Source organism: Longispora fulva, assembly GCF_015751905.1.
Lineage (GTDB): Bacteria > Actinomycetota > Actinomycetes > Mycobacteriales > Micromonosporaceae > Longispora > Longispora fulva.
Genome location: NZ_JADOUF010000001.1, coordinates 1,496,791 through 1,519,635, shown reverse-complemented (window position 1 = coordinate 1,519,635; position 22,845 = coordinate 1,496,791). Strand labels below are relative to the sequence as shown.

The following is a 22,845-nucleotide window of genomic DNA, read 5'->3' as shown; positions in this document are numbered from 1 at the left end:
CGATCACGACCGATCACAGGGCTGGTTTCAGCACGTCAGGGCCCGATTGATCCATCGTTGTCTGACCTTCGATGGTCATGTTTGATCGATGTGCGGTCGAGTCCTTGCCCGCCGGCCACCACGGGCCTACGCTCCGGCGACACCGCACGGACCGGCACCCGTCCCTGCGGACACGGGCCGCGCGCCCGCGCCGGAAGGAGCCCCCGTGGAAGCCGTTCGACGCCATCAGGCGATCCTGCTCGCCCTGCGTCGCGACGGTTCCGTGCGCGTGGCCGACCTCGTCACCCAGCTCGGCGTCTCACCCATCACCGTCCGGCGCGACCTCGCCGAGCTCGAGCACCGCGGCCTGATCTCCCGGGTGCACGGGGGCGCGGTTCCGCCGCTCGCGCTGCGCGGGACCGCGACGGGCACGGAACCGCCGGTGATCACGGGGCGGCGGCCGACGATCGGCATGATGATCCCGGCCACCAGCCAGTACTTCCGCGAGGTCGTCGAAGGGGCCCGCCGGGCGGCGCAGGCCCACGACATCAGGCTGGTTCTGGCCGTGTCGGACTACAACGTCGAGGGCGACCGGCTCAACGTCCAGCGGCTGCTCGACGCGCGCATCGACGGGCTGCTGCTCACCCCGAGCGCACCGTTCTCCCGGCACTCGTCCGCGCTGGACTGGACCGCGGACCTGCCGGTGCCGGTGCTGTTCGTCGAGCGCTACCACTCCCCCGCCGCCGTGCGGCCGGTGGAGTTCGTGGCGTCCGACCACCAGCACGGCGCCCTGCAGGCGATGCGGCACCTCGCCGAGCTGGGCCACCGCAGGGTCGCCCTCATGACCTGCGCGTCGCCCACCAGCGACTGGATCACCCTGGGCTACGACGCGGCGTTGGGCGCCCTCGACCTCGCCGACGCGATGCCCCGCCACGAGAACCGCACCCGCGAGGAACTGCTCGGCGACCTCGACCTCATCATGGACGCGTTCGCCGCCTCCGGGGTCACCGCCGTGCTCGCCCATCCCGACGACATCGCGATCCAGGTGGTGCAGCGGGCGCGCCAACGGGGCATGGTCGTCCCCGACGACCTGTCGGTGGTCGCCTACAACGACGAGATCGCCGGCCTCGCGGACATCCCGCTCACCGCGGTCGCCCCGGCCCGGGAGGACGTGGGCCGGCTCGCCGTCGAGTTCCTGCTGCGCAAGCTGCACAGTGGGCGGACGGAGCGCGCCGCACTGCACGTGCACGTCCTGCCTCGGGTGATCGTCCGCGCGTCGACCACCCGGCCCCGGCCGGCCGGACCGGAGTCCGCGCCCGCCGGGTGACGGCCCCGACCCCGCGACGTCCCCGCCGGCGCCGCGCGGATGGCAGGATGCCAGGCATGGCGGTCTCCGACGCGGTGCGCGTTCTCGATCCCGACGTGTACGCGGCGGGCATGCCCTGGGCGGAGCTCGACCGGCTGCGCGAGGCCGCCCCGGTCAGTTGGGTGGACGAGCCGGACGGCGGGCCCGGGTTCTGGGCGGTGTGGAGGCACGCGGAGACCCGGGCGGTGCTCCGCGACCCGGCGACGTACAGCTCCTGGCTGGGCGCCACCCAGGTCCGCGACCCGGCCACGCCGGCCGACCTGGAGTACGTGCGGGCGATGATGCTCAACATGGACCCGCCGGCCCACCACCGGCTCCGAGGCCTGTTGACCAGGTCGTTCACGCCCCGGGCGACCGCGAATCTGCGGGATCGCGTGGACGGGCACGCCCGCCGGCTGGCCGACCGGGCGACGGAGGCCGGCGGGGAAGCCGACTTCGTGGCCCTGGTGGCCGATCTTCCGCTGCTCGTCCTCGCCGACGTTCTCGGCGTGCCCGACGGCGACCGCCGGCTGCTCTACGACTGGGCCAACCGGGTGATCGGTTTCCAGGACCCGGAGTACGCCGCCAGCGACACCGTGTCGGGCGCCGACGGGCTGAGCGCGATGGCCCGCGCCGCGCTCACCGTGCGCCCGGTGCCCGACCCCGACGGCCGGATGCCCGACCCGCGCACCCGCACCGGCATCCCCGACCTGTACGCCTACGCCCACGCCCTCGCCGAGCACCGGCGCGGCTCCCCCGGGCCGGACGTGATGTCCGTGCTGCTGGGCCAGGTGGACGAGGAGGGCGGCCGGGTCAGCGTCGCGGAGTTCGAGAACCTGTTCTGGCTGTTCTCCGTCGCCGGCAACGAGACGCTGCGCAACGGCATCCCCGGCGGGATGGCGGCGCTGCTCGCCCAGCCCGGGTTGTGGGAACGGCTGGCGGCCGACCGGTCGCTGCTGCCGGCGGCCGTGGAGGAGATGCTGCGCTGGTGGACGCCGGTGATGTGTTTCCGGCGCACCGCCACCCGCGACGCCGAGCTGGGCGGGGTGGCGATCCGGCGCGGCGACAAGGTGGTGGTGTGGTTCTCGGCCGCCAACCGCGACCCCCGGGTGTTCGCGGCCCCGGCGGAGTTCCGCCTGGACCGGCCCGGCGCGGACCATCTGGCCTTCGGGCACGGGCCGCACTTCTGTCTGGGCGCGGCGTTGGCCCGGCACCAGATGGCGGCGATGTTCGGGGCGCTGCTGGACCGGTTCGCGGCGGTGGAGGCGGCCGGGGAGCCGGTGCGGCTGCGTTCGACGTTCCAGAACGGACTCAAGCGGCTGCCGGTGCGCCTGACCGCGCGCTGACCCGGGAGGATTTTCACAACCGCCCCGTGTGAACCGATCGCCACCACCTGTGGAAAACACTCGAACCCACAGGTCAGGGGCGTGGTCCACCGTGTTCACTTATGGCCGCCCCCAGTGGACGACTGAGGTGTGATATTGCATCCGGTCGATGGCTCGGGGAAGCTGACCTCCTCCGAACAGTTCGTCACGGCCCGGGTGTCCGACCCGGACCGTCGAGAGAGGTCCCCTCATGCACCCCTCACGACTACTGCTACCCGTGGGCGTCGTACTCGCCCTCGCCGCAGCCCTGTCCCCGGCCACGACGGCCCAGGCGCAGTCCCCCTCCGCCTGCGCCTTCACCCCTTCGAACGCCACCGGCGGAGAGGCGGCCCCCAGCTGCGTCGCCGCCGACGTGGCCCTGGACCGGCTGCCGGCCGTGGGCGAGTCCGCAGCCCTGCGGATCCGGCTGCGGTCCCAGGTCCCGGTCGACGCCGCCCGGCTGGCCGTCCGGCTGTCCCCCACCCTGACCCTCGCGACCGGCGCGGGCCTGTCCGCCCCGCGACGGGTCGGCCTGGACCAGGTCGCCGAGCGGACGTTCACGCTGCCGACCCGGGGGCGGACCCTGACCCTGCGGGTCACGGCCGTGGCCCCCGGCCCGGCCCAGATCCAGGCCGACGTGACCGACGCCGCGCACCCCGACCAGGAGCGGTCCGCCCACGCGACGACCGTGTTCACCGTGGGAGACCGGGCCGGCGGCTCCCACGCCGGCCTCGTCGGCACCGACAGCGCCGCCGTGACCGTCGACGCCCGCCCGGCCGCCAACGGACACGCCCTCCCGCTGGCCCCGCCGACCGCCGCCCTGGCCGGGCAGATCTGCGCCAAGGGGCAGTTCACGTTCACCGACAAGACGGGTACGTGGCTCGCAGGCCGCAACATCCCGGTCGCCGTGACCGGGAAGTCCACCTCCTCGGGTAACGCGCAGACCTGGGCGTCCGGGCTGACCGGCACCGACGGCCGGTACTCTCTGTGCTTCACCTCACCGGTCACCCAGATGGCCTCGCTCCAGGTGAGGTTCACCTCCGACTCGAGTCTGTGGCGGGTCACCGACAACGCCGGCTCGGCGGCGTACACCGTGACCACGGCCGCGAAGAGCAACGTGCCGGCCGGGGACGCGGACTTCGGCACGACCTCGCCCGGCAGTACCCAGATGCGGGGCTGGCACGCCTTCGACACGCTGAACCTGCTGTGGGGCATCCGGGCCTCGGGCACGAACTGCTGGACCGCGCGCGAGACCGGCAACTGTTCGCGGATCACGATCCACTGGCAGCCGGGCAGCACCGACGGCACGTACTTCAGCCCGAGCGGAAAGTACGTGGCGCTGATGGACGCCGACCCCGACTCCGAGCACCTGGTGCTGCACGAGTCCGGGCACCACTTCATGGACCTGCTCTACGCCGGCTGGTGGCCGTCCTCCGACTGCCCCTCGCCGCACTACCTGCACAAGCGGTCGGGACCGAGCTGCGCCTGGACCGAGGGCTTCGCCAACGCGATCGCCGGCTACACCAAGGGCGACGGCATGTTCTACTGGCCCAACGGCGCCTTCATCGACATGATGACCACCACGCCGTTCGACCCGTCCCAGCCGGCCAGCCGGACCAATGTGGAGGACGGCGACCAGGTCGAGTGCCGGGTCGCGGGTTCCCTGATCGACCTGTGGCGGCAGGTGGACGGCGGGCCGGCCGGCACGTTCGCGAACATGCGGCAGTACCGGTCGAGTTCGTTCCGGGAGGAGTTCAACGACGACCGGCCGCTGACCGGGCTGAGCACCACGGCTGCCACCCGCGACCTGGTCTGGACCCACACGATCGACTACCGGCTGGCCCCGCCCGGCGGCCCGCTGGCCAACGGCGGCTTCGAGAGCGGCACCGCGAACTGGACCATCACCGGCGGCGTGGTCACCAACTCGACGACCTACCCGGCGCAGACCGGTTCCTGGTACGCGCGGATGGGCGGCAACGGCACCACCAACACCGACACCCTGTCCCAGTCGTTCGCGGTCCCGACGGGCGCCTCCGCGACGCTCGGCTACTACCTGCGGATCGTCACCCAGGAGACCGAGCCGACCGTCTACGACACCCTCAAGGTGCAGGTGGTCGACGGCACGACCACCACGACCCTGGCCACCTGGTCGAACACCAACCCCAGCACCGGGTACGTCTACCGCACGGTCGACCTCGGCAACTACCGGGGCAGGACGGTGACCCTGAAGTTCGTCAGCGTGGAGGACGCGTCCCTGCGGACCGACTTCCTGATCGACACCCTCACGGTCACCACGACCTGACAGTGCCGGTGGCCGGGCCCCTCGTACGGGCCCGGCCACACCGACGCTAGGACCGCGCCGCCACCGCGTCGAGCAGCCGGACACGGAGCGGGTCGGCGGTGGGCGTGTCGATCTGGTCGAGGATGCCGAGGGCACGCCGCCGGGCGGACCGGGCCGCGGCGTGGTCGGCAAGGGCCTCCTGCGCGTCGGCGAGGTGGGCGAGGATCTCCGCCTGGGCGTTGGGGTTGATCACCTCGTCGAACAGGTCGACGGACCGGCGGTAGCAGGCGACCGCCCGTTCGACGGCGCCGAGCTGGTGGTGGACGTACCCGAGGCTGTCCCAGACGTACGCCGCCATCGTGTCGTCACCGAGTTCCCGGCACGCCGCGAGCGCCTCCTCGCAGCGCGCCAGGGCGCTCGGGTAGTCCCCGCACAGCGCGTGGGCCCAGCCGAGGGCGTTGAGGGCACCGGCCCGGTCGACACCGGTGTGCTTGTCCGCCGCGCACCGGGCGTGGCGCAGCGCCACGTCGGGCCGGCCCTGGCGCTCGGCGTTCCACGCCAGGCCCTGGTGCAGGCGCGCGGCCATGGTCTGGTCCCCCAACTGGTCGAACAGCTCCAGCGCGAGCGCCAGGTGGTGTTCGGCCTCGTCGTGCTGGCCGAGTTCGCCGTACGCGCTGCCGATGGCCCGCCGGGCGAACGCCTGCGCCTGCCGGTCGGCGAGCCGGACCCCGGCCGCCAGCGCGGTCCGGCCGACGGTGCCCTGGTCGTGCCAGTGACCCTGCGGGTGCAGGAACGGGATCATCGACCAGGCCAGCTGCCAGGCGTGCACGTCGAAGCCCGACGCCGCGCACATCTCGACCACAGCGAGGAGCACTCTGTGCTCCACGGAGAACCACGCGACGGCGTCGTCGGTGGTGCCCGGGACCGCCGCCGTCACGCCGGGCCGGACCGCCGGCACCGCCACCGCCGGCAGGTACGGGGCGAGGAGTTCCGCCGCGGGCCGCGCCGTGTGCAGGAAGTGGTCGAACATCCGGGCCAGGGCGGCCTGCCGGTCCGGTTCGGTGTCGTGGGCGTGGGCCCGTTCGAGGGCGAAGGCGCGCAGCAGGTCGTGCAGCACGTACCGGCCGGGGGTGTGCTCGGTGAGCAGGTGCGCGCGGAGCAGTTCGGCGAGCGCCGCGCGGGCCGGTGCGAGCGGCACGCCCGCCAGGCTCGCTGCGACCGCCGGGCCCACATCGGGCCCCGGGTGCAGGCTGAGCAGCCGGAACATGGCGGCCGCCGCCGGACTCACTGCCCGGTAGGACCAGTCGAACACCGCGCGCAGATCCGTGGCCACGTCGCCGCCGTGCAGCGTGTCGAGGACACCGCCGGCCCGCAGCTCGTCGGCCATCGCCGCGAGGGTGAAGTCCGGCCGGGCGGCGGCCCGCGCGGCGACGATGGCCAGCGCGAGCGGCAACCGGGCGCAGTACCCGACGATGTCGGCGACGGCATCGGGTTCGGCGGCCACCCGGTCGGCGCCGAGCCGCAGGGCCAGCAGCTCGACGGCCTCCGCGGTGGACAACAGGTCGAGGGTGAGCGGGTGCGCCGCCCCGGTCGTGGTCAGGCCGAGGAGCTGGTCGCGGCTGGTCACCACGACCATGCAGCCGGGCGTGCCGGGCAACAGCGGCCGGACCTGCTCGGCGTCGCGGGCGTTGTCGAGCAGGATCAGGATCCGCCGGCCGGCGAGCGCGCTGCGGTACGTGGCCGCCTGGGCGTCGCGGCCACCCGGGATCCGGGTCACCGGCACTCCCGAGGCCTCCAGCAGGCCGCGCAGCGCCTGGACCGGGTCGAGGGCCTGACCGGTCAGGTCGAAGCCACGCAGGTTCAGGTAGAGCTGGCCGTCGGGGAACCGGTCGGCCACCCGGTGCGCCCAGTGCACGGCGAGCGCGCTCTTGCCGACCCCGGCGGTGCCCGAGACGGTGGCCACAGCGACGCCGCGCGCCAGCAGCGCGTCCAGGTCCGCGAGGTGGCGGGACCGGCCGGCGAGGGCGGGGGCCGCCAACGGCAGCTGCGCCGGCCGGGTCACGGGCGGGGCGGGCTCCAGCTCCGGGTCCTGCCGCAGGATCGCCACCTCCAGGTCACGCAGCGCCTGGCCGGCCTCGATCCCCAGCTCGTCGGCGAGGACCTTCCGCAGCCGCTGGAACACCCCGAGGGCCTCGGCCTGCCGGCCCGTGCGGTACAGGGCCAGCATCAGCTGCGCGTGGACCCGCTCGTCGAACGGGTGGTCGCGGGCCAGGCCCTCCAGGTCCGGCAGCACCGTCGCGTGCTCGCCGAGCTCGAGCGACGCGTCGAGCAGGGCCCGCCGGGCGCGCAGCCACAGGTCGTCCAGCCGCGCGGCCTGGTCGTCCAGCCAGGAGGTCCGGGGCACGTCCGGCAGCGCGCGGCCCCGCCACAGGGCCAGCGCGGCCCGCAGCCGCCGGGCGCGGCCGGCCGGGTCGGGTGACCCGGTGCCGACGAGCCGCTCGGCGACCTCGACGTCGGTGCCGTCGGGGCCGAGGTCGAGCAGGTAGCCGGGCGGCGTGGCCACGATGGACGCCCGGCCGGCCAGCAGTCCGCGCAGGTGGGACACGTGGCTCTGCAGGGTGGTCGCCGCACCGGGCGGCGCGTCGGCCCCCCACACCGCGTCGATGAGCCGGTCGGTGCTGACGACGGTGCCCCGGCCCAGCGCGAGGGTCGCGAGCACGGCCTTGCGGCGGGAACCGCGCACCGGCACCGGGCCGTCATCGTCGTGGATGTCGACGGGACCGAGCAATCTGACCAACACCACATACCACCCCCTTGGCCCCACACTAGCCACGAACGTCCGCGCACGGCCCGATCGGTCGCGCACCGGACCCGGGGCGGTGGTTGCGGGGCCGTTCCAGCGCCGTTGCGGCGCGGCGCGGCACAGTGGGCCGGCATCCATCCAGTGCGCGGAGGGGACTTCCCATGTTTCGACAGGTACTGATCGCGTCCACCCTCGTCCTCGCCGGACTCGGGGTCAGCGCCGCTCCGGCCGAGGCGATCCCGATCGGCGGCTACCAGAACGTGTACGCCTACTTCAGCGACGCCGCGCACACGAACTTCATCGGCGAGCGCTGGACCGGCTGCCCCGGCAACCCCGCCGGCAGCTGGGGTGTCACCAGCGGCTACGTCTACCACTACACGCTGGAGTGCTGAGCGTCTTCGCCGCGGGTGGACGTCGCCGTCGCTGACGGCGACGTCCCAGGAGCGGCCTAGGCGTAGGCCGGCGTGGAGTTGACCACATGCTCCACGAGAGTGATCAGGACCTCTTTGCTGGACTCGCGGGCGCGGGCGTCGCACAGCACCACCGGCACCCCCTGGTCCAGGTCCAGCGCCGCGCGCACCTCGTCCGGGTCGTGGCGGTCCGCTCCGTCGAAGCAGTTCACCGCGACGATGAACGGCGTGCCCCGGCGTTCGAAATAGTCGATCGACGGGAAGCACCCGGGCAGCCGGCGGGTGTCGGCCAGCACGACGGCGCCGACGGCGCCCAGGGCCAGCTCGTCCCACACGAACCAGAACCGGTCCTGACCGGGCGTGCCGAACAGGTACAGCACCAGTTCCGGGTTGATCGTGATCCGGCCGAAGTCCATCGCGACCGTGGTGGTCTCCTTGCGTTCCACCCCGGACAGGTCGTCGATCCCGACGCTCTCCTCGGTGATGGTCTCCTCCGTCCGCAGCGGCCGGATCTCGCTGACCGCGCCGACGAGGGTCGTCTTCCCCGCGCCGAACCCGCCCGCGATCAGGATCTTGATCGCGGTGGGCAGCGGCACGACGTCAGAGGGCACGGAGGCCATCGATCACCGCCAGCAGGGTACGCCTGCTCGGCAGTTCGGCCGCCGGCTGCGGCGCGCGGGTCTGGATCAGCCCGGCGGTGAGCAGATCGCCCAGGAACACCCGGACGATGCCGACCGGCAGGTCCAGGTGCGCGGAGATCTCGGCCACCGACAGCGGCGCCGCGCACAGGTCCATGATTCTGGTGTGTTCCGGCTCCAGGCCGGCACCGGTCGCCCCGGTGGTGACGACGAGGGCGATCAGGTCGAACTCGCCCGTCGAGGGACGCGTCCGGCCGCGGGTCATGGCGTACGGCCGGACCACCGGCCCCGCGTCCTCGTCCAGCCACTCGTTCATGGTCAGACCTCGGCAGCCACGACGGTGGTGCGCGACGGGGTGGCCAGGTACTGGCCGACCCGGGCGACCAGCATGGCCATCTCGTACGCGATGAGGCCGATGTCGGCGTCCTCGGAACCGAGCACCGCCAGACACGCGCCGTGCCCGGCGGCGATCACGAACAGGAAAGCCGAGTCCATCTCGATGATGGTCTGGCGCACCGCACCGCCACCGAAGTGCCGGCCGGCGCCCCGGGCCAGGCTCTGGAACCCCGCCGCGACGGCCGACAGGTGATCGGCGTCCTCACGGTCGAGGCCGCTGGACGCGGCGATGAGCAGGCCGTCGGCGGACAGCACCGCCGCCTGCCGGGCGTGCGCGACCCGGTCCACCAGGTCGTCGAGCAGCCAGGCGAGATCCCGCACCGTACTCGTCTTCTGTGCCATGTCTCTCCCCAGGAGGCCCCGGTGGTCCCGGGGCGTGGTTCTAACTGGTGGGCTGGTCGACCTCAGCGGGCGGGGCCGGGGTCTCCGGTGTCGCCTGGTCCGCCTCGCGCCGGCCCCTGCGGGTGGCCCGCTGATAGGAGCCGATCATCGAGCGGATCTCTTCGGGTGCTCGACCCGTCGGCTGCTCCGTGGCCGGAGCGACGACGGGCGCGGGTTGCTCGCGCAGCGGGGCGGCCAGGCTGGCCTGGCGGACCCGGCGGGGCAGCCCGGACGGTGTGGACTCTGGCACCTCCGGCTCGCCTCCCTGGGACTCGGGGGTGTCGGGCTGCTGGTGGACATCGATGTCCGGCTCGGGACCCCGGTCCGGCAGGATCGGCCCGCGCGGGGCGGGGACGACCTCCAGGGTCCGGTGCTGGGTCCGCACCGGGCGCGGCCCGGGCAGGATCCGCACGGGATCGATCACGGACGGGGTGGTGGCCGGCTCGTCCGGGCCGTCCACGACGAGCGACGTGGGGACGAGCACTATGGCGGTCGTGCCGCCGTACGGCGAGTCGCGCAGTCGGACCTGGATGTCGTGGCGGCCGGCGAGCTTGCCGACCACGTACAGCCCGAGGTGCGCGCTGCCGGAGAGCTTGAACTCCGGCGGGTTCTTCATCCGCTCGTTGGCCGCCTCCATGTCCTCGGGGTTGACCCCGAGGCCGCGGTCCTCGACCTCGATCACGAAGCCGTTGGCGACCCGCTGGCCGGTGACCTGCACCGGAGTGTCCGGCGGAGAGTAGGCGGTGGCGTTCTCGATCAGCTCGGCGAGCAGGTGGATCACGTCGCCGACGGCGCGGCCCGCGAGGGCCACCGGGCCGATGGGCAGCACCCGGACCCGCTCGTAGTCCTCGACCTCCGCCAGGGCGCCGCGGACGACGTCCATCAGCGGGACGGGGTTGCGCCAGCCGCGGCCGGCCGTGGCGCCCGACAGGACGATCAGGTTCTCGGCGTTGCGGCGCATGCGGGTGGCCAGGTGGTCGACGCGGAACAGGTCCGCGAGCTCCTCCGGGCTGTTCTTCTCGCGGCGCTCCATCACGTCGAGAAGCTTGAGCTGGCGGTGCACGAGCGCCTGGGTGCGGCGGGCGAGGCTGAGGAACACGTCGCGGACGCCCTGGCGCAGCGCGGCCTGCTCGACGGCGGTCTCCACCGCGGTCTGCTGCACGGCGTTGAACGCCCGGCTGAGCGCGCCGATCTCGTCCTCGCCGGTGGGCAGCGGCGGGGCCTCGACGGAGATGTCGACCTCCTCGCCGCGCCGAAGCCGCTCGACGACCTGCGGCAACCGGGTGGTGGACAGCTCCCATGCCGCCTCGCGGAGCCGGGTGAGCTGGGCCGCCAGGGTACGGGCGGTGGTGATGGAGATGACGATGGAGGCGATGACGGCGATCAGGCCGAGGCCGCCGGCGAGGGCGAGCCGGATGAGGACGCCCACTGCCGCGGGCTTGGCCCGCACGACGAGCCCGTCGGCGGCACTGAGCTCCAGGGCGCGCAGATCGGTGAAGGCCTGGTCGACCGTCGACTTCCAGGCGACGCCGTCGACGGGCGGGGCCACGCCGAGTTTGCCCTTGTCGACGACCTTGTCCTCCAGCGCCCGCATGCCGCCCAGACCACTGGTGCCAGCGGCGATCTCCTCGTACCGGGCACGGTCGGTGGCGGTGAGCTCAGCGGCGGCCTCCGCGTACAGGTAACGCTGGGTGCCCATCAGTGCCACGAACTGCTCGTGCTCCCCCGGCCCGAACCTGCCCGCCGAGATGACCCCGGCCAGCAGAGTGTCCTCCTGGGCCAGCACCTCGCGGGCGTGGCTGAAGGCGATCAGGGTTCGCGACTGCCGGGCGATGTCCTGGTCGTCGAGGCTGGCGATCGAGCCGTAGACCCGGAAGCCGGACGCGATCAGGTCCGTGTACGCCGTCGCGGCCCTGGCTCGGTCCAGCGTGCCGGCGTCGACGGCGTCGCGGGTGCCCCCCAGGCCGTCGAGGCGCTTGAACACCTCGTCGATCCTGCTCTGGAGCGCGTCACTGGCCGCGCCGCTGACGCTCGAGCCGCCGGCGAGTCTCTTGAACGCGTCGCGGGCCTCGTTGGTCCTGGTGCGTTGCGCCGTCAACGCGGACCGCTGTTCGGCGGCACCGTTGCCGAGGAACACCACGGACAGTCGACGCTCCTGTTGCAGGGCCGCGACCAGTGATTCCGTCGGCTTGCCCAGGTCATCGGCGAGCGTGCTCACGTCGAGCAGGCCGAGGCCCTCGCGCAACGTCACTCCGGCGGCGAACGCCCACAGCGCGAAGAGGGAGAGCAACAGTGCCACGACCTTGGTCCGCACGCGAGTACTGCGGAACTTCATCCCACCATCCCGACGAAGTCGACATTATTGCGCTTATCAGCCGGGGAGACGATATCAGTGGGACAAGTATCAGCCAAGACGCCGGCGAGCGAATCCATTATGGACCACAAGCACATCGGGGTCAGAGCCACGTCATCACCGTGATCGACTTGAGTAAATCGGCAGGTCGCTGACAGGAGAAAGTCAGAATGAGACTTAGGTCACCCTTGGGTCCCACGCGTCCGACTACCCACTTCGCTCAGAACGATACTCACACCTTGTCTGGCACAAGCGCCTGTGCCAAACTCACTCCGTCCACAGCAGATCGCTACTGTCCGTGACATTGATGGCCGGTCCACCCCCGCAGAGAGGCGTACCCCCATGCGTCGCGCCGACGTCCTGCTGGCCACTCTGACGACCGACGAGGTCCGGGTGTCCACCTCGGTCTACGACACATCCCGTCTCGTCTCCTTGCTCCCCCGGTTCGCCGGCCACCAGGGCAGAGTGGACTTCCTGCTCCGAGAGCAGGCCCCGGACGGCTCCTGGGGCGAGGCGGACGGCTACGGCTACGTGCCCACCCTCAGCGCCACGGAGAGTCTGCTCGCCGCCGGGCACCCTGAGGCGGCCGGGCGCGGCCTGGCCTGGCTGCGGTCGTGGCTGGCCGGGGGCGTGCCGCTGCCGGACACCATCGCCGTCGAGCTGGTCGTGCCGGCGCTGACCGCCCAGGTCAACGCGCGCCTCCCCCGTGCCGGTCAGCTCGACCTGCCGCGCGGCTTCGACGAGAAGCCGCTGCTGAAGCTGCGCGACCGGGTGGATCAGGGCCATCGGGTACCGGTGAAGCTGTGGGCCTCCTTGGAGGTCCTCGGCACGGCGGCGCGGCAGAGTGGCGCCGAGCCGGCGGGCGGCGCCGTGGCCTGCTCCCCCGCCGCCACGGCCGCCTGGCTCGGCGCCGACGGCGACCCCGACGGGCCGTCGGCCCGCTACCTGCGCGCGATCCAGGAGCCGGCCGGCGGCCCCGTGCCGGGCGTCACGCCTATCACCTACTTCGAGCAGGCCTGGGTGCTCAACAGCCTGGCCCTCACGTCGGATCGCTATCTGGTGCCCGAGGAGGTGCTCGACAGCCTCGACGCCGCGCTCGGCGAGTACGGCGCGCCGGCGGCTCCCGGCCTGCCCTGCGACGCCGATGACACCGCGGCCGTACTGCACGCGCTCACCTCGCACGGCCGGGTCCGCCGGCCCGACAGCCTGCTGGACTACCGCACCGACGACTACTTCACCTGCTTCCCCGACGAACGCAACCCGTCTATCAGCACCAATGCGCACGTCCTGGAGGCCCTCGGCGTCTACCTGGCCGCCCGGCCAGGCGAGGAGCCCCGGTTCGGCGGGCCCCGGTCGATGGTCGTGGACTGGCTGCTGGCCACCCAGGAGTCCGACGGCAGCTGGCTGGACAAGTGGCACGCCTCCCCCTACTACGCGACGGCATGCTGCGCCCTCGCCCTCGCCACGTACGGCGGCCCCGGCGCCCGGCCGGCCGTGGCCTCCGCCGCGCGCTGGATCGCCGCCACCCAGCGCCCTGAGGGCTCGTGGGGCCGGTGGACGGGCACTGTGGAGGAGACCGCGTACGCCACCCAGGTGCTGTTGCGGGGCGGCGACCCCGCGCACGCGGCGGCGATCGCGCGCGGCCGGGCGTTCCTCGTCGGCCACGACGACCCGGCGGACTACCCGGCGCTGTGGCACGCCAAGGACCTGTACGCGCCGGTCACCGTGATCAGCGCCGCCCGGTTGACCGCGCTGAGCATGACCGGGGCGTGACCGTTCCGTGAACAACGCTGCGGTGTGGGACACCGACGAAACGGCGCTGCGGGCGTGCCCGTACCCGGCGTACGCGGCGCTGCGGGCGGACGGTCCCGTACACCGGGTGGACCGGACCGACGCCGCCCCGGTCTGGTACGTCGTGGGGCACGCCGAAGCGCGGCGGGCGCTCACCGATCCCCGGCTCGTCCGGGACGTCACCCGGCTGCCCGAGGAGGGCCGGCCGGTCGAACCGCTCGCCGCGCTCGGCCTGGACCGGTCCATGCTCGGCGTCGACCCGCCCGACCACACCCGGCTGCGCGGGCTCGTGTCCGCGGCGTTCACGGTGCGCAGGGTCGCGCTGCTGCGGACCAGGATCCGGGAGATCACCGACGGACTGCTCGACGCGGTGGCCGACCGAAGCGGCGTGGACCTGCTCGACGTGTTCGCCCGCCCCCTGCCGGCGATCGTGATCTGCGAACTCCTCGGCGTACCCGTCACGGACCGGGCGGTGTTCCTGGGCTGGATCCGCGACCTGTTCGACCACGCCGGCCCCCGGGCGTCGGTCCGCGCGGCCGGCCGGGCCCTGGCCGCCTACCTCGGGGACCTCGTCGCGGCGAAGCGCGCGTCCCCCGACCAGGGCCTGATCTCGGCGCTGCTCGCGGCGCGCGACGAGCGGCACCGCCTCACCGACGCCGAACTGCTGTCCACGGTCACCCTGCTGCTGGTCGCCGGCCTCGAGACCACTGTGCACCTGATCGGCGCGGCGACCGTGGCGCTGCTGCGACACCCTGACCAGGTGGCGACGCTGCGCACCGAACCGGACCTGTGGCCGCGCGCCGTGGAGGAACTGCTGCGCTACGACGGGCCCACCGAGATGGCGGTCGCCCGGTGGGCCACCACCGACCTCATCCTCGGCGGGGTGCCCGTCCCGGCGGGCGGCGAGGTCATGGTGGTGCTCAGCGCGGCCAACCACGACCCCGCGCTCACTGACGATCCCGACCGGTTGGACATCCACCGCCGGCCGGTCCCGCACGTGGCATTCGGGCACGGCGTGCACCACTGTCTGGGCGCGCCGCTGGCCCGGCTGGAGGCGGAGATCGCGCTGCGGACGTTGTTCGAACGGTTCCCACAGCTCCGGCTGGCCGTACCCGCCGGGGACCTGCGGCTGGTGCCGAACCTGTCCCTCCGGTCGCTGACGGCGTTGCCGGTGACGCTGACCTAATCGCCGGGCCTCAGCCCACGTGGGCGGGGCCGCTGAACGACCACGGGCCCACAGCCTCGACACTGTGGACCCGCGGTCACCGGGTCCGCTGGAACCCACTCGTACCAACGAGCCAGGCCCCGTCCGGGTTGCGCGTGCCGACCGGCCCCTAAGATGTTGATCATGCGTTCCCCCCTCCTCGTCCTGGTGCCGCTCCTCCTCACCGGCGCGACCGGGTGCGGCCCGGCCACCCCCACGGCCAGACCCACTTCCACCGCCACCGCGGCGAGCCCCAGCCCGAGCCCGGCGGCCTGCCCCACCGACGCCGAGGTCCTCGCCGCCGCCCGGGGCGTCAACGGCGGGCTCCCCGCCGACGCCGCCGTGCGGCCCGGCAGCCTGGTGTGCGAGGCCGGGTGGGCCGCCGGCGCGCTGACCTCCGAAGTGGGCGGTGTGGCGATCCTGTTGCACCAGGTCAGCGGCACCTCGACAGGAGTCGTCCTCGGCAGCTCGGAGTTGTGCGACGTGCCGGAGATGCCCCAGGCCCCGGCCGCCGTCCGGACCGCCCTGCACTGCGGCTGACCGGGGGCAGCGCGGGCACCTCCCCCGGCGTACTCTGCGAATCTCCAGAGCCCTTCGAAGCGGGAGGCCCCCATGGGGGTTGGTCTGACCGGCGTCATCGCCGTCGTCGTCGTGGTGCTACTACTCCTTCTCTTCCTCCGCTCCGTGCACCGGATCGGCCCCACCCAGGTGGGCCTCGTCACCAAGCGGTACGGTTTCCGCCGGCTCCCCGACGACAACCCGATCGCGTTCCGTGGCGAGGCCGGCTACCAGGCCGAACTGCTCATGCCCGGGGCCCGGTTCAAGCTGTGGCCGGTGTACTCGGTGATCAAGTTCCCCTGGGTGCAGGTCCCGGCCGGCGAGATCGGCGTCGTCATCGCCCAGGTGGGCCGGCCGCTGCCGATCGGCGCGAAGAGCGCGCACTACCGACCGGAGTTCGGCAACTACGGCGACCTGCGCGCGTTCCTCGACCACGGCGGCGAGAAGGGCGTCCAGCGCCCCGTGCTGCCGCCGGGCACCCTGGCCCCGATCCATCCGGTCGCCTTCCTGGTCATCACGACCCGGGAGGTGTTCGGGCTGCCCGTGGCCCCGGAGCTCGCGTTCGCCGAGCACAAGCACCAGCTCACCCCCGAGTCGTTCGGCCTGCGGCACGAGCAGCTCAACGTCGTCGTGATCGCCCCCAACGAGAACCGGGACATGATCGGCCTGGTCACGGTCCTGGAAGGCGAGCCGCTGCCGTCCGGGGACATCGCCAGCCGGCTCGGCGGGTTCGACGACATCGCCGGCATGGAGGACGAGACGTCCGACGCCGGGATCATCGACGTGCTCCTCGGCTCGAAGAACAGCCTGCACAACAACTACCAGGACTTCCAGCGGTTCATGGACAGCGGCGGGCGGATCGGTTTGCAGCACGACCCGCTGCTGTACGGGGCGTACCTGCTCAACCCGTTCCTGGTCCGCGTCGAGATGGTGCCGATGCTCGTCGTCAACCAGGGCCAGGTCGCCGTCATCAAGGGCTTCGTCGGACTGCCCACCCTGGACACCTCGGGCGAGGACTTCAAGTTCGGCAGCATCGTGCGGCCCGGGCACCGGGGCATATGGCAGGAGCCGCTGCGCACCGGCAAGTACGCGATCAACCCGCGGATCTACGCCGCCGAGATCGTGCCCACCTCGATCCTCACCCTCAACTGGGCCAGCGCCTCCTCCCAGGCGCACAACCTCGACGCCCGGCTCGAGTCGATCGTCGGCAAGAGCCGCGAGGGCTTCGTGTTCACCATCGACCTGCAGGTCCAGATCCACATCTCCGACACCCGCGCCCCCAAGGTGATCTCCTCGGTCGGCACGATCCTCAACCTGGTCAACGAGGTGCTGCAGTCGGCCGTCGGCAACCACTTCCGCAACACCCTCCAGGACCTCGAGGCCATCCGGTTCATCGAGACCCGCCAGGAGGTGCAGGAGTCGGCGTTCACCGCGATCACCCGGTACCTGACCGGCTACGAGGTCGAGACCCGCGGCGTGTACATCCAGGACGTGGTGTTCCCGCCCGAGCTCGTCGACGTGCTCACCCATCGCGAGATCGCCAACCAGCAGCGCGCCACCTACGAGGAGCAGCAGCGCGCCGAGACCGTCCGGATCCAGATGGAGAAGGCCCGGGGCACGGCCAACATGCAGGCCGATCTCGCCGCCGCCCAGGTGTCGGTGGAGATCAACCGGAACCGGGCCGAGGCGCGCGAGGCCGAGGCCGGCGGCGAGGCGGCGTACGTGCGGCTGACCGGTCAGGCCCAGGCCGACAAGGTGCAGGCGCTCGGCCTGGCCGAGGCGAAGGCCGCCGAAGCGCTCGGGCTGGCCAAGGCCGCCGGGTTCACCGCTCAGCGGGAGGCGATCGGGGAGCTGTCCACGGCCCTGGTCGCGGTCGCCGGCGCGATCGCGGAAGGTCAGATCAAGATCGTTCCGGAGGTACTGGTCACCGGCGGCTCCACCCTCGACGGCCTCGCCGGGACGCTGATGAAGGCGCTGAACAACGGATCGCTGACCCTGCCGGGGAGCGGGGAGCCGGCCGAGGAGGAGTGAGGCACACCACCGGGTGAGGCGCGTTCAGCCCTCACCCGGAGGACCCGCCGCCTCGTGGTGGGCACCTGTCGTCGAGCCGGTGCGCGGCGGGTCGGGGACCACCGTAATCAGATGGTGGTTGTGGGTTTCAGGGTTGGGCGTGCGGCGTGCGGCGGCGGTAGTTGGCGCGTCGGTGTCCGCGGCCCGGGCCCGGCTGGCCCTCCGGGTCGGCGGCGCGGCGCAGGGCCGCCCGCGCCAGGGCCAGCTCGGCGCCCGGCACGCCGCAGGTCAACAGGAGCGTGACCTCGTCGGGCGCGCGCCGGCCGGGGGCGCGGCCGGCCACGAGATCCGCGAGGTCCTCGGGCACGGCGGGTGAGCCCAGGGCCCCGAGCCGGGACCTGGCGGATCGCGGCGCGTCGGTGACCACCCGGTCGGCCCTGGCCAGCAGGGCTGGCGGCAGGACCCGGTGCCAGTCCAGCGCGCTGACGTGGGTGCCCCGGGAGACCCAGTCCGGGTCGAGGCCGAGGCCGTCGGTGACGACGAGTTGTGCGCCGCGGACCGCGGCCGCCGGGTCGCGGACGGCGGTGACGGTCAGGCCCAGCTGGGTGCGGGCCCTGGCCACCAGGTCGCCGGCGTCGGAGCCGTGCAGCAGGATCTCGGTGGGGCGGATCCGGGCGGCGAGCAGGCGCAGCTGGGCGAACGCACGGGGGCCCGTGCCCAGGATGGTCATCCGGTGGGGGTAGACCGCGGCGAGGTGTTCGGCGGCGATCACCGCGGTCGCGGCGGCGCGCAGGTCGCCGAGGCCGGTGCCGACGACCAGTCCCGTGACCGCGCCGGTGCGGTCGTCGAACACGATCGTGGCCTGTGGGCCGTCACCGCGCAGGCCCGCGGCGAGGAAGCGGCCGGCCGGCGTGGTGCCGTGGTGCTGGTGGGCGGGCGTGAGGCCTGGTGGGCGGGAGGCCGGCTCATGCGGGCGTCGGTCCGCCCCGCCCGGACCAGCGGCGGCCCCGACGCCGGGCCCAGCCAGGTCTCGCGGCATGGGCCCAGCCGGATCCCGGGGCGTGGACCCTGCCGGGTCCCGGGGCGAGGGATGGTCCGGCGCGCCGGCCAGGAGCGCCACCCGCAGGAGCCGGACCGCCTCGTCGACGGGCAGGAGCCCGTCCAACTCCGCGTCGACGCTGATGTGCCGCATGGTGACCTTCCACTGTGTCCGTCGGTCCCTCCAGACTAATCCGCTTTCGTCGATGCGCCATACGGTGAACGCGCATCTTTCGAATTTCTTCATCGAACACCATTGCGGATCAACGAATGGCGGAGGTATTGTTCTGGCTAACCGCAGGACGAGAAGAAAAGGTGACCACGATGGACCGCGAAGCCCGAGGGACCCGCGAGGAGCACACCACGCTCTCGCAGGCCGTTGAGCTGCACGGTTGTCGGTGTTGTCCGCCCCTCCGGGAGCCTTCGACGGCATAGGGAAACCTCTGCCAGCGACCGCCCGGAGTTTCTCCGAGGCGGTCTTTTTCTTTCTCTTTCCCCCGCACGACACAGCGCTATTCCGCATGCGCGGAATTCATTCCCCGACAGGGTGGCCGAGTGGCGAAGGCACCAGTCTGCAAAACTGGAGATCGCGGGTTCGAATCCCGTCCCTGTCTCGAACGACCATCCCGGCCGGCGCCGAGGGGGCCAGCCGGCCGGGTGGTCGTCACCATCTGATCAGAATGACGTGCAGTGCGTTGACACCTGCCGTGACATCCGCGATTGTCGCTCTCATGTCACGCGATGGCGGAGCGACCGAATTTCACCGGTACATCATTGTCGGCGCGGGCCCGGCGGGGGTACAGCTGAGCTACTACCTTCACCAGGCCGGCAGCGACTACCTGACCCTGGAGCGGACCGAGGCGCCAGCCGAGTTCTTCCGGGTCTTCCCAAGACACCGCAAACTGATCTCGCTGAACAAGGTGCACACCCAGAGCACGGATCCGGAGATCCGGCTGCGCTGGGACTGGAACTCGCTGCTGCACGAGCCGGCCGACGTCCCGTTCGGCAAGTACAGCACCGAGTATTTCCCGCACGCCGACGACATCGTGCGCTACCTGGCGGACTTCCAGCGATACCACCAGCTCACGGTGCGGTTCGGGGTCGACGTCCTGCGGGTCGAGAAGACCGACGACGGGTTCCTCGTGCACACCGCCGACCGGGTGCTGCGCTGCGAGTGCCTGATCATGGCCACGGGTTGGGGCAAGCCCAACGTGCCGGCGATCCGCGGCATCGAACACGCCGTCGGCTACGAGGTCATGGAGACCGACCCCGCCCGGTACGCCAACCAGCGGGTCATGGTCATCGGCAAGGGCAACTCGGCGTTCGAGACCGCGTCGGCGATTCTCGGCCACGCGGCGATGGTGCACCTGGCCAGCCCCCGCCCGCTGCGACTGGCCTGGAACACCAAGCACCCCGGCGACGTGCGCGGGCAGTTCGGCGCGGTCCTGGACAGCTACCAGTTCAAGACGCTGCACTCGGTCCTCGACTGCGTGATCGACGAGATCCGGCCGGTCGGCGACCACTTCGAGGTCGACATCACCTACACGCACGCCGACGGCGAGACGGCGACCCTGGAGTACGAGTCCGTGCTGCGCTGCACCGGCTTCTCCATCGACACCTCCGTCTACGACCCCGGGTGCCAGCCCGAGCTCGTCCCCAGCGGCCGGATGCCCACCACCGGCCCCGACTGGCAGTCCACCAACGTCGACGGCCTGTACTTCGCCGGCACCCTCGCCCAGGCCCGCGACTTCAAGAAGGCGTCGTCGGCGTTCATCGACGGCTTCCGGTACAACCTGCGGACCCTGACCACGCTCCTGCGGGAACGCTACGAGAACGCGCCGCTCACGCCCGGTACCGTCGCCGCCGACCCGGACGCGCTGACCACGCTCGTCCTCGACCGGGTCAACTGGAGTTCGGCGCTGTGGACCCAGTTCGAGTTCCTCTGCGACGCGCTGGTCGTCGACGACGCGACCGGCGAGGTCCGGCACTACGTCGACCTGCCCGAGGACTACGTCGTGTCCCGGTTCGGCGACGAGCCGCATGTGTACGCGTTCTCGCTGCGCTGGGGCCGCGACGAGTACGGGGACGTGTTCGCCATCGAACGGCACCCCGAACCCGACCGGGCCAAGGAGAGCGCCTTCATCCACCCGGTGGTCCGCCGCTACTCCCACGGTGAGCTCGTCGCCGAGAAGCACCTGTTGGAGGACCTGCTGGCCGAGTGGCGACGGCAGGACCGGCACGTCGATCCGCTGCGGGCGTTCTTCGCCGAGCAGTTGGGTGGCTGACCTCATCGGCGGACCAGCACCTCGCTGAGCGACTTGCGGACCAGGTCGGGGACCGTCGCGTCCTCGGCCGGGTAGCCGACCGGCATCACGGCGAACGCCCGCTCCTCCGGCGGCCGGTCGCACACCTCGTTGAGGAACCGCATCGGGACCGGCGTGTGGGTCAGGGTGGCCAGCCCGGCGTGGTGCAACGCGGCGATCAGGAGTCCGACGGCGATGCCGACGGACTCCTTCGCGTAGTACGGCTTCGGGCTGCTCGGGCCCTGGTGCACCTCGAACACGACGATGACGACCGGCGCCGTCTCCAGGAACGGCTTCTGCCAGTCCGTGCCCATCGGGGCCACGGCGTCCAACCAGTCCGGGCTCGCCCGGCGGGCGTAGAACTCGCGCTCCTCGGCCTCCGCCGCGTACCGGAGCTGGCGCTTGCGGTCGCGGTCCGTCATCACGACGAACCGCCAGGGCTGCAGATTCGCCCCGCTCGGAGCCGTGGAGGCCGCCCGGACGGCCTGGTCGATGACCTCCAGAGGGACCGGCGCGGACGAGAAGTCCCGGACGGACCGGCGCGCGGCCATCCGGTCGGCGAACGCGCGGGCCGTGGAGATCATGTCCGAGGGGGACAGCCGGGTGAGTTCGTAGGGTGCCGTGGCGATGCTCTGCATGGGACGCCTCCCGTCGAGGTGGGATCCGTACCAGCGTCGCGCACGGCGGGGCTGTCTGTTTCCTCCAGATTGCTCAGTCGCCGGGTGGGGGGTTCGGGGCGTCACCACGCCTCGAGCGTCCTAGGTTGCTAGGTGCTCCCGTCGGGGTCCGGCGTGCGGCCGGACCCCGGTGTCGGGCGGGTGCGGGGTCGGCCCCGGTCAGTCGGAAGGGGCCGTGTGCGCCACGAGATGGTCGACCGCGCCCGCCGGATCGCCCGCCCGCTCGGCCGCCGCGCGCTGCCGGGTCGCCCCGGTGCCGCCGTCGAACAGCCGGCGCAGCCAGCCGGACACCAGGTCGAGGTCGCCGTTGTCCTCCAACACCGGACGGACCAGGTCGAACAGGTTGCGCACCTGCTCGGCGGCCGGCACCAGCAGCCCGGTGCGCACGTCGAGGCCGTCACCGGCCAGGCCGTCGCGGGACGCCTGCCAGTACGCCACGCGCAGCAGCTCCGGCGACACCTCCGGACCGTCCTCGCCCCGGTCGACGGCCGCCCCGACGTGCACGACGAGGGCGCGGACCAGCGCCGCGTACAGCGCCGACTCCTCCGCCGTGATCGGCACGTCGGCCACCCGGATCTCGATCGTCGGGTGGCTCACGGACGGCCGGATGTCCCAGAAGATGGTGCCCGTGTCCACCAGCGCCCCGACCGACAGGAACGTGTCGATCAGCCCGTCGTAGTGCGCGACGGAGGTGAAGAACGGCGGCGGGCCGGCGACCGGCCAGCGGGGCCAGACCGTGGTGCGCCAGCTCGCGTACCCACTGTCGCGGCCGTCCCAGAACGGCGAGTTGGCCGTCAGCGTGATCAGCACCGGCAGGAACGGCCGCAGGTGGTTGCTCACCCGCAGCGCCCGGTCGCGGTCGGGCATCTCGACGTGCACGTGCACCGCGCAGATGGCCTGTTCGTCGTGCAGACCACGGAACTTCGCGATCCCCCGGTCCTGACGGGCACCCTCGGTGATGGGCGGCGGCACCGTACCCGCGAGAACCGATGTTCCGGTCGCGACCACCCGCACGCCCTCGGCCGCCGCACAGGCGCCGAGCACTCCCCGGGCCTCGGTGAGCTGGGCGAACAGCTCCTTGGCCGAGCCGCACGGGTCGGTCTTGGTCTCCAGCTGCATCTTCGTGATCTCACCGGAGACCCTTGCGCCGAGGCGCTCGCGGGCCCGGCGGATCACGCCCTCGGCGTGTGGCACCACGACCCGGCTCGCCGGATCGACGACCAGGAACTCCTCCTCGACACCGAAGCGGGGACCGGATCCGGCCCGGGACGACTCGTCAGCGGCACCCATGCTCGCAGCTACCTTCTCGTCGGC

17 protein-coding genes and 1 tRNA gene are annotated in these 22,845 nt (G+C 72.5%); 10 read left to right on the top strand and 8 right to left on the bottom strand.

Going from position 1 to position 22,845, the window contains the following annotated elements; all coding sequences use genetic code 11:
* The first annotated feature begins 205 nt into the window (after positions 1-205).
* From IW245_RS06600 to IW245_RS06590, 3 genes are all read left to right on the top strand, one after another.
* Complete coding sequence (locus IW245_RS06600; RefSeq protein WP_197002307.1) at positions 206-1,306, top strand: substrate-binding domain-containing protein; 1,101 nt, start codon at positions 206-208, stop codon at positions 1,304-1,306.
* Positions 1,307-1,362: 56 nt separating this feature from the next.
* A complete protein-coding gene (locus IW245_RS06595; protein WP_231398684.1) occupies positions 1,363-2,670 on the top strand; it encodes a cytochrome P450 in 1,308 nt (435 codons plus the stop codon).
* A gap of 229 nt (positions 2,671-2,899) precedes the next feature.
* The gene (locus IW245_RS06590) at positions 2,900-4,990 is read left to right on the top strand and encodes a hypothetical protein (RefSeq protein WP_197002306.1); all 2,091 of its coding nucleotides are present in this window, start codon (positions 2,900-2,902) and stop codon (positions 4,988-4,990) included.
* A 46-nt stretch (positions 4,991-5,036) separates the two neighbouring features.
* On the opposite strand, the gene IW245_RS06585 is transcribed toward IW245_RS06590, so the two are convergent.
* A complete protein-coding gene (locus tag IW245_RS06585) occupies positions 5,037-7,769 on the bottom strand; it encodes an AfsR/SARP family transcriptional regulator (protein WP_197002305.1) in 2,733 nt (910 codons plus the stop codon).
* A 164-nt stretch (positions 7,770-7,933) separates the two neighbouring features.
* Between IW245_RS06585 and IW245_RS06580 the strand changes: the two genes are divergently transcribed.
* Positions 7,934-8,164, top strand: coding sequence for a DUF6289 family protein (locus IW245_RS06580; protein ID WP_197002304.1), 231 nt, complete (start codon positions 7,934-7,936; stop codon positions 8,162-8,164).
* 56 nt (positions 8,165-8,220) lie between these two features.
* Here IW245_RS06580 and IW245_RS06575 read toward each other — a convergent pair whose 3' ends face one another.
* From IW245_RS06575 to IW245_RS06560, 4 genes are read right to left on the bottom strand one after another with little or no spacing between them, the layout of a single operon-like run.
* Positions 8,221-8,802 (bottom strand): GTP-binding protein, encoded by a 582-nt coding sequence (locus IW245_RS06575; RefSeq protein ID WP_197002303.1) that lies wholly within the window; start codon positions 8,800-8,802, stop codon positions 8,221-8,223.
* Entirely contained in the window at positions 8,783-9,136 is a 354-nt protein-coding gene (locus IW245_RS06570; protein ID WP_197002302.1) for a DUF742 domain-containing protein, read from the bottom strand. Before IW245_RS06570 ends, IW245_RS06575 begins: the two co-directional genes overlap by 20 nt.
* 2 nt (positions 9,137-9,138) lie before the next feature.
* On the bottom strand, positions 9,139-9,558 hold the full coding sequence (locus IW245_RS06565) for a roadblock/LC7 domain-containing protein (protein ID WP_197002301.1): 420 nt from the start codon (positions 9,556-9,558) through the stop codon (positions 9,139-9,141).
* 40 nt (positions 9,559-9,598) lie between these two features.
* Positions 9,599-11,932, bottom strand: a complete 2,334-nt coding sequence (locus IW245_RS06560; RefSeq protein WP_197002300.1) for a nitrate- and nitrite sensing domain-containing protein — start codon at positions 11,930-11,932, stop codon at positions 9,599-9,601.
* Between the two features lie 360 nt (positions 11,933-12,292).
* Between IW245_RS06560 and IW245_RS06555 the strand changes: the two genes are divergently transcribed.
* The 4 genes from IW245_RS06555 to IW245_RS06540 all read left to right on the top strand — a co-directional run bounded on the left by IW245_RS06555 (position 12,293) and on the right by IW245_RS06540 (position 17,534).
* On the top strand, positions 12,293-13,723 hold the full coding sequence (locus IW245_RS06555) for a prenyltransferase/squalene oxidase repeat-containing protein (RefSeq protein ID WP_197002299.1): 1,431 nt from the start codon (positions 12,293-12,295) through the stop codon (positions 13,721-13,723).
* A 7-nt stretch (positions 13,724-13,730) separates the two neighbouring features.
* Entirely contained in the window at positions 13,731-14,927 is a 1,197-nt protein-coding gene (locus IW245_RS06550) for a cytochrome P450 family protein (protein WP_197002298.1), read from the top strand.
* A 162-nt stretch (positions 14,928-15,089) separates the two neighbouring features.
* Complete coding sequence (locus IW245_RS06545) at positions 15,090-15,485, top strand: hypothetical protein (protein ID WP_197002297.1); 396 nt, start codon at positions 15,090-15,092, stop codon at positions 15,483-15,485.
* 72 nt (positions 15,486-15,557) lie between these two features.
* Positions 15,558-17,534 (top strand): SPFH domain-containing protein, encoded by a 1,977-nt coding sequence (locus IW245_RS06540; protein WP_197002296.1) that lies wholly within the window; start codon positions 15,558-15,560, stop codon positions 17,532-17,534.
* 127 nt (positions 17,535-17,661) lie between these two features.
* On the opposite strand, the gene IW245_RS06535 is transcribed toward IW245_RS06540, so the two are convergent.
* Positions 17,662-18,705 (bottom strand): hypothetical protein, encoded by a 1,044-nt coding sequence (locus tag IW245_RS06535; RefSeq protein ID WP_197002295.1) that lies wholly within the window; start codon positions 18,703-18,705, stop codon positions 17,662-17,664.
* 387 nt (positions 18,706-19,092) lie between these two features.
* On the opposite strand from IW245_RS06535, the gene IW245_RS06530 reads away from it, so the two are divergent.
* Both IW245_RS06530 and IW245_RS06525 read left to right on the top strand, forming a co-directional pair.
* Positions 19,093-19,165, top strand: a tRNA-Cys gene (locus IW245_RS06530).
* 117 nt (positions 19,166-19,282) lie between these two features.
* Positions 19,283-20,836 (top strand): NAD(P)-binding domain-containing protein, encoded by a 1,554-nt coding sequence (locus IW245_RS06525; RefSeq protein WP_197002294.1) that lies wholly within the window; start codon positions 19,283-19,285, stop codon positions 20,834-20,836.
* A gap of 2 nt (positions 20,837-20,838) precedes the next feature.
* Here the strand turns inward: IW245_RS06525 and IW245_RS06520 are convergent, their stop codons facing one another.
* Together IW245_RS06520 and IW245_RS06515 are read right to left on the bottom strand one after the other, a co-directional pair.
* A complete protein-coding gene (locus tag IW245_RS06520) occupies positions 20,839-21,438 on the bottom strand; it encodes a nitroreductase family protein (RefSeq protein WP_372445302.1) in 600 nt (199 codons plus the stop codon).
* A gap of 252 nt (positions 21,439-21,690) precedes the next feature.
* On the bottom strand, positions 21,691-22,821 hold the full coding sequence (locus IW245_RS06515; RefSeq protein ID WP_197002292.1) for a carboxylate-amine ligase: 1,131 nt from the start codon (positions 22,819-22,821) through the stop codon (positions 21,691-21,693).
* Positions 22,822-22,845 lie beyond the last annotated feature (24 nt).

What these genes read in the sequence shown, in the direction of transcription:
- IW245_RS06595 (WP_231398684.1), top strand. Translation starts at nt 1,363, where the DNA reads ATGGCGGTCTCCGACGCGGTGCGCGTTCTCGATCCCGACGTGTACGCG.
- IW245_RS06590 (WP_197002306.1), top strand. Translation starts at nt 2,900, where the DNA reads ATGCACCCCTCACGACTACTGCTACCCGTGGGCGTCGTACTCGCCCTC.
- IW245_RS06580 (WP_197002304.1), top strand. Translation starts at nt 7,934, where the DNA reads ATGTTTCGACAGGTACTGATCGCGTCCACCCTCGTCCTCGCCGGACTC.
- IW245_RS06575 (WP_197002303.1), bottom strand. Translation starts at nt 8,802, where the DNA reads ATGGCCTCCGTGCCCTCTGACGTCGTGCCGCTGCCCACCGCGATCAAG.
- IW245_RS06570 (WP_197002302.1), bottom strand. Translation starts at nt 9,136, where the DNA reads ATGAACGAGTGGCTGGACGAGGACGCGGGGCCGGTGGTCCGGCCGTAC.
- IW245_RS06565 (WP_197002301.1), bottom strand. Translation starts at nt 9,558, where the DNA reads ATGGCACAGAAGACGAGTACGGTGCGGGATCTCGCCTGGCTGCTCGAC.
- IW245_RS06560 (WP_197002300.1), bottom strand. Translation starts at nt 11,932, where the DNA reads ATGAAGTTCCGCAGTACTCGCGTGCGGACCAAGGTCGTGGCACTGTTG.
- IW245_RS06555 (WP_197002299.1), top strand. Translation starts at nt 12,293, where the DNA reads ATGCGTCGCGCCGACGTCCTGCTGGCCACTCTGACGACCGACGAGGTC.
- IW245_RS06545 (WP_197002297.1), top strand. Translation starts at nt 15,090, where the DNA reads ATGCGTTCCCCCCTCCTCGTCCTGGTGCCGCTCCTCCTCACCGGCGCG.
- IW245_RS06540 (WP_197002296.1), top strand. Translation starts at nt 15,558, where the DNA reads ATGGGGGTTGGTCTGACCGGCGTCATCGCCGTCGTCGTCGTGGTGCTA.
- IW245_RS06535 (WP_197002295.1), bottom strand. Translation starts at nt 18,705, where the DNA reads ATGCGGCACATCAGCGTCGACGCGGAGTTGGACGGGCTCCTGCCCGTC.
- IW245_RS06525 (WP_197002294.1), top strand. Translation starts at nt 19,283, where the DNA reads ATGTCACGCGATGGCGGAGCGACCGAATTTCACCGGTACATCATTGTC.
- IW245_RS06520 (WP_372445302.1), bottom strand. Translation starts at nt 21,438, where the DNA reads ATGATCTCCACGGCCCGCGCGTTCGCCGACCGGATGGCCGCGCGCCGG.
- IW245_RS06515 (WP_197002292.1), bottom strand. Translation starts at nt 22,821, where the DNA reads ATGGGTGCCGCTGACGAGTCGTCCCGGGCCGGATCCGGTCCCCGCTTC.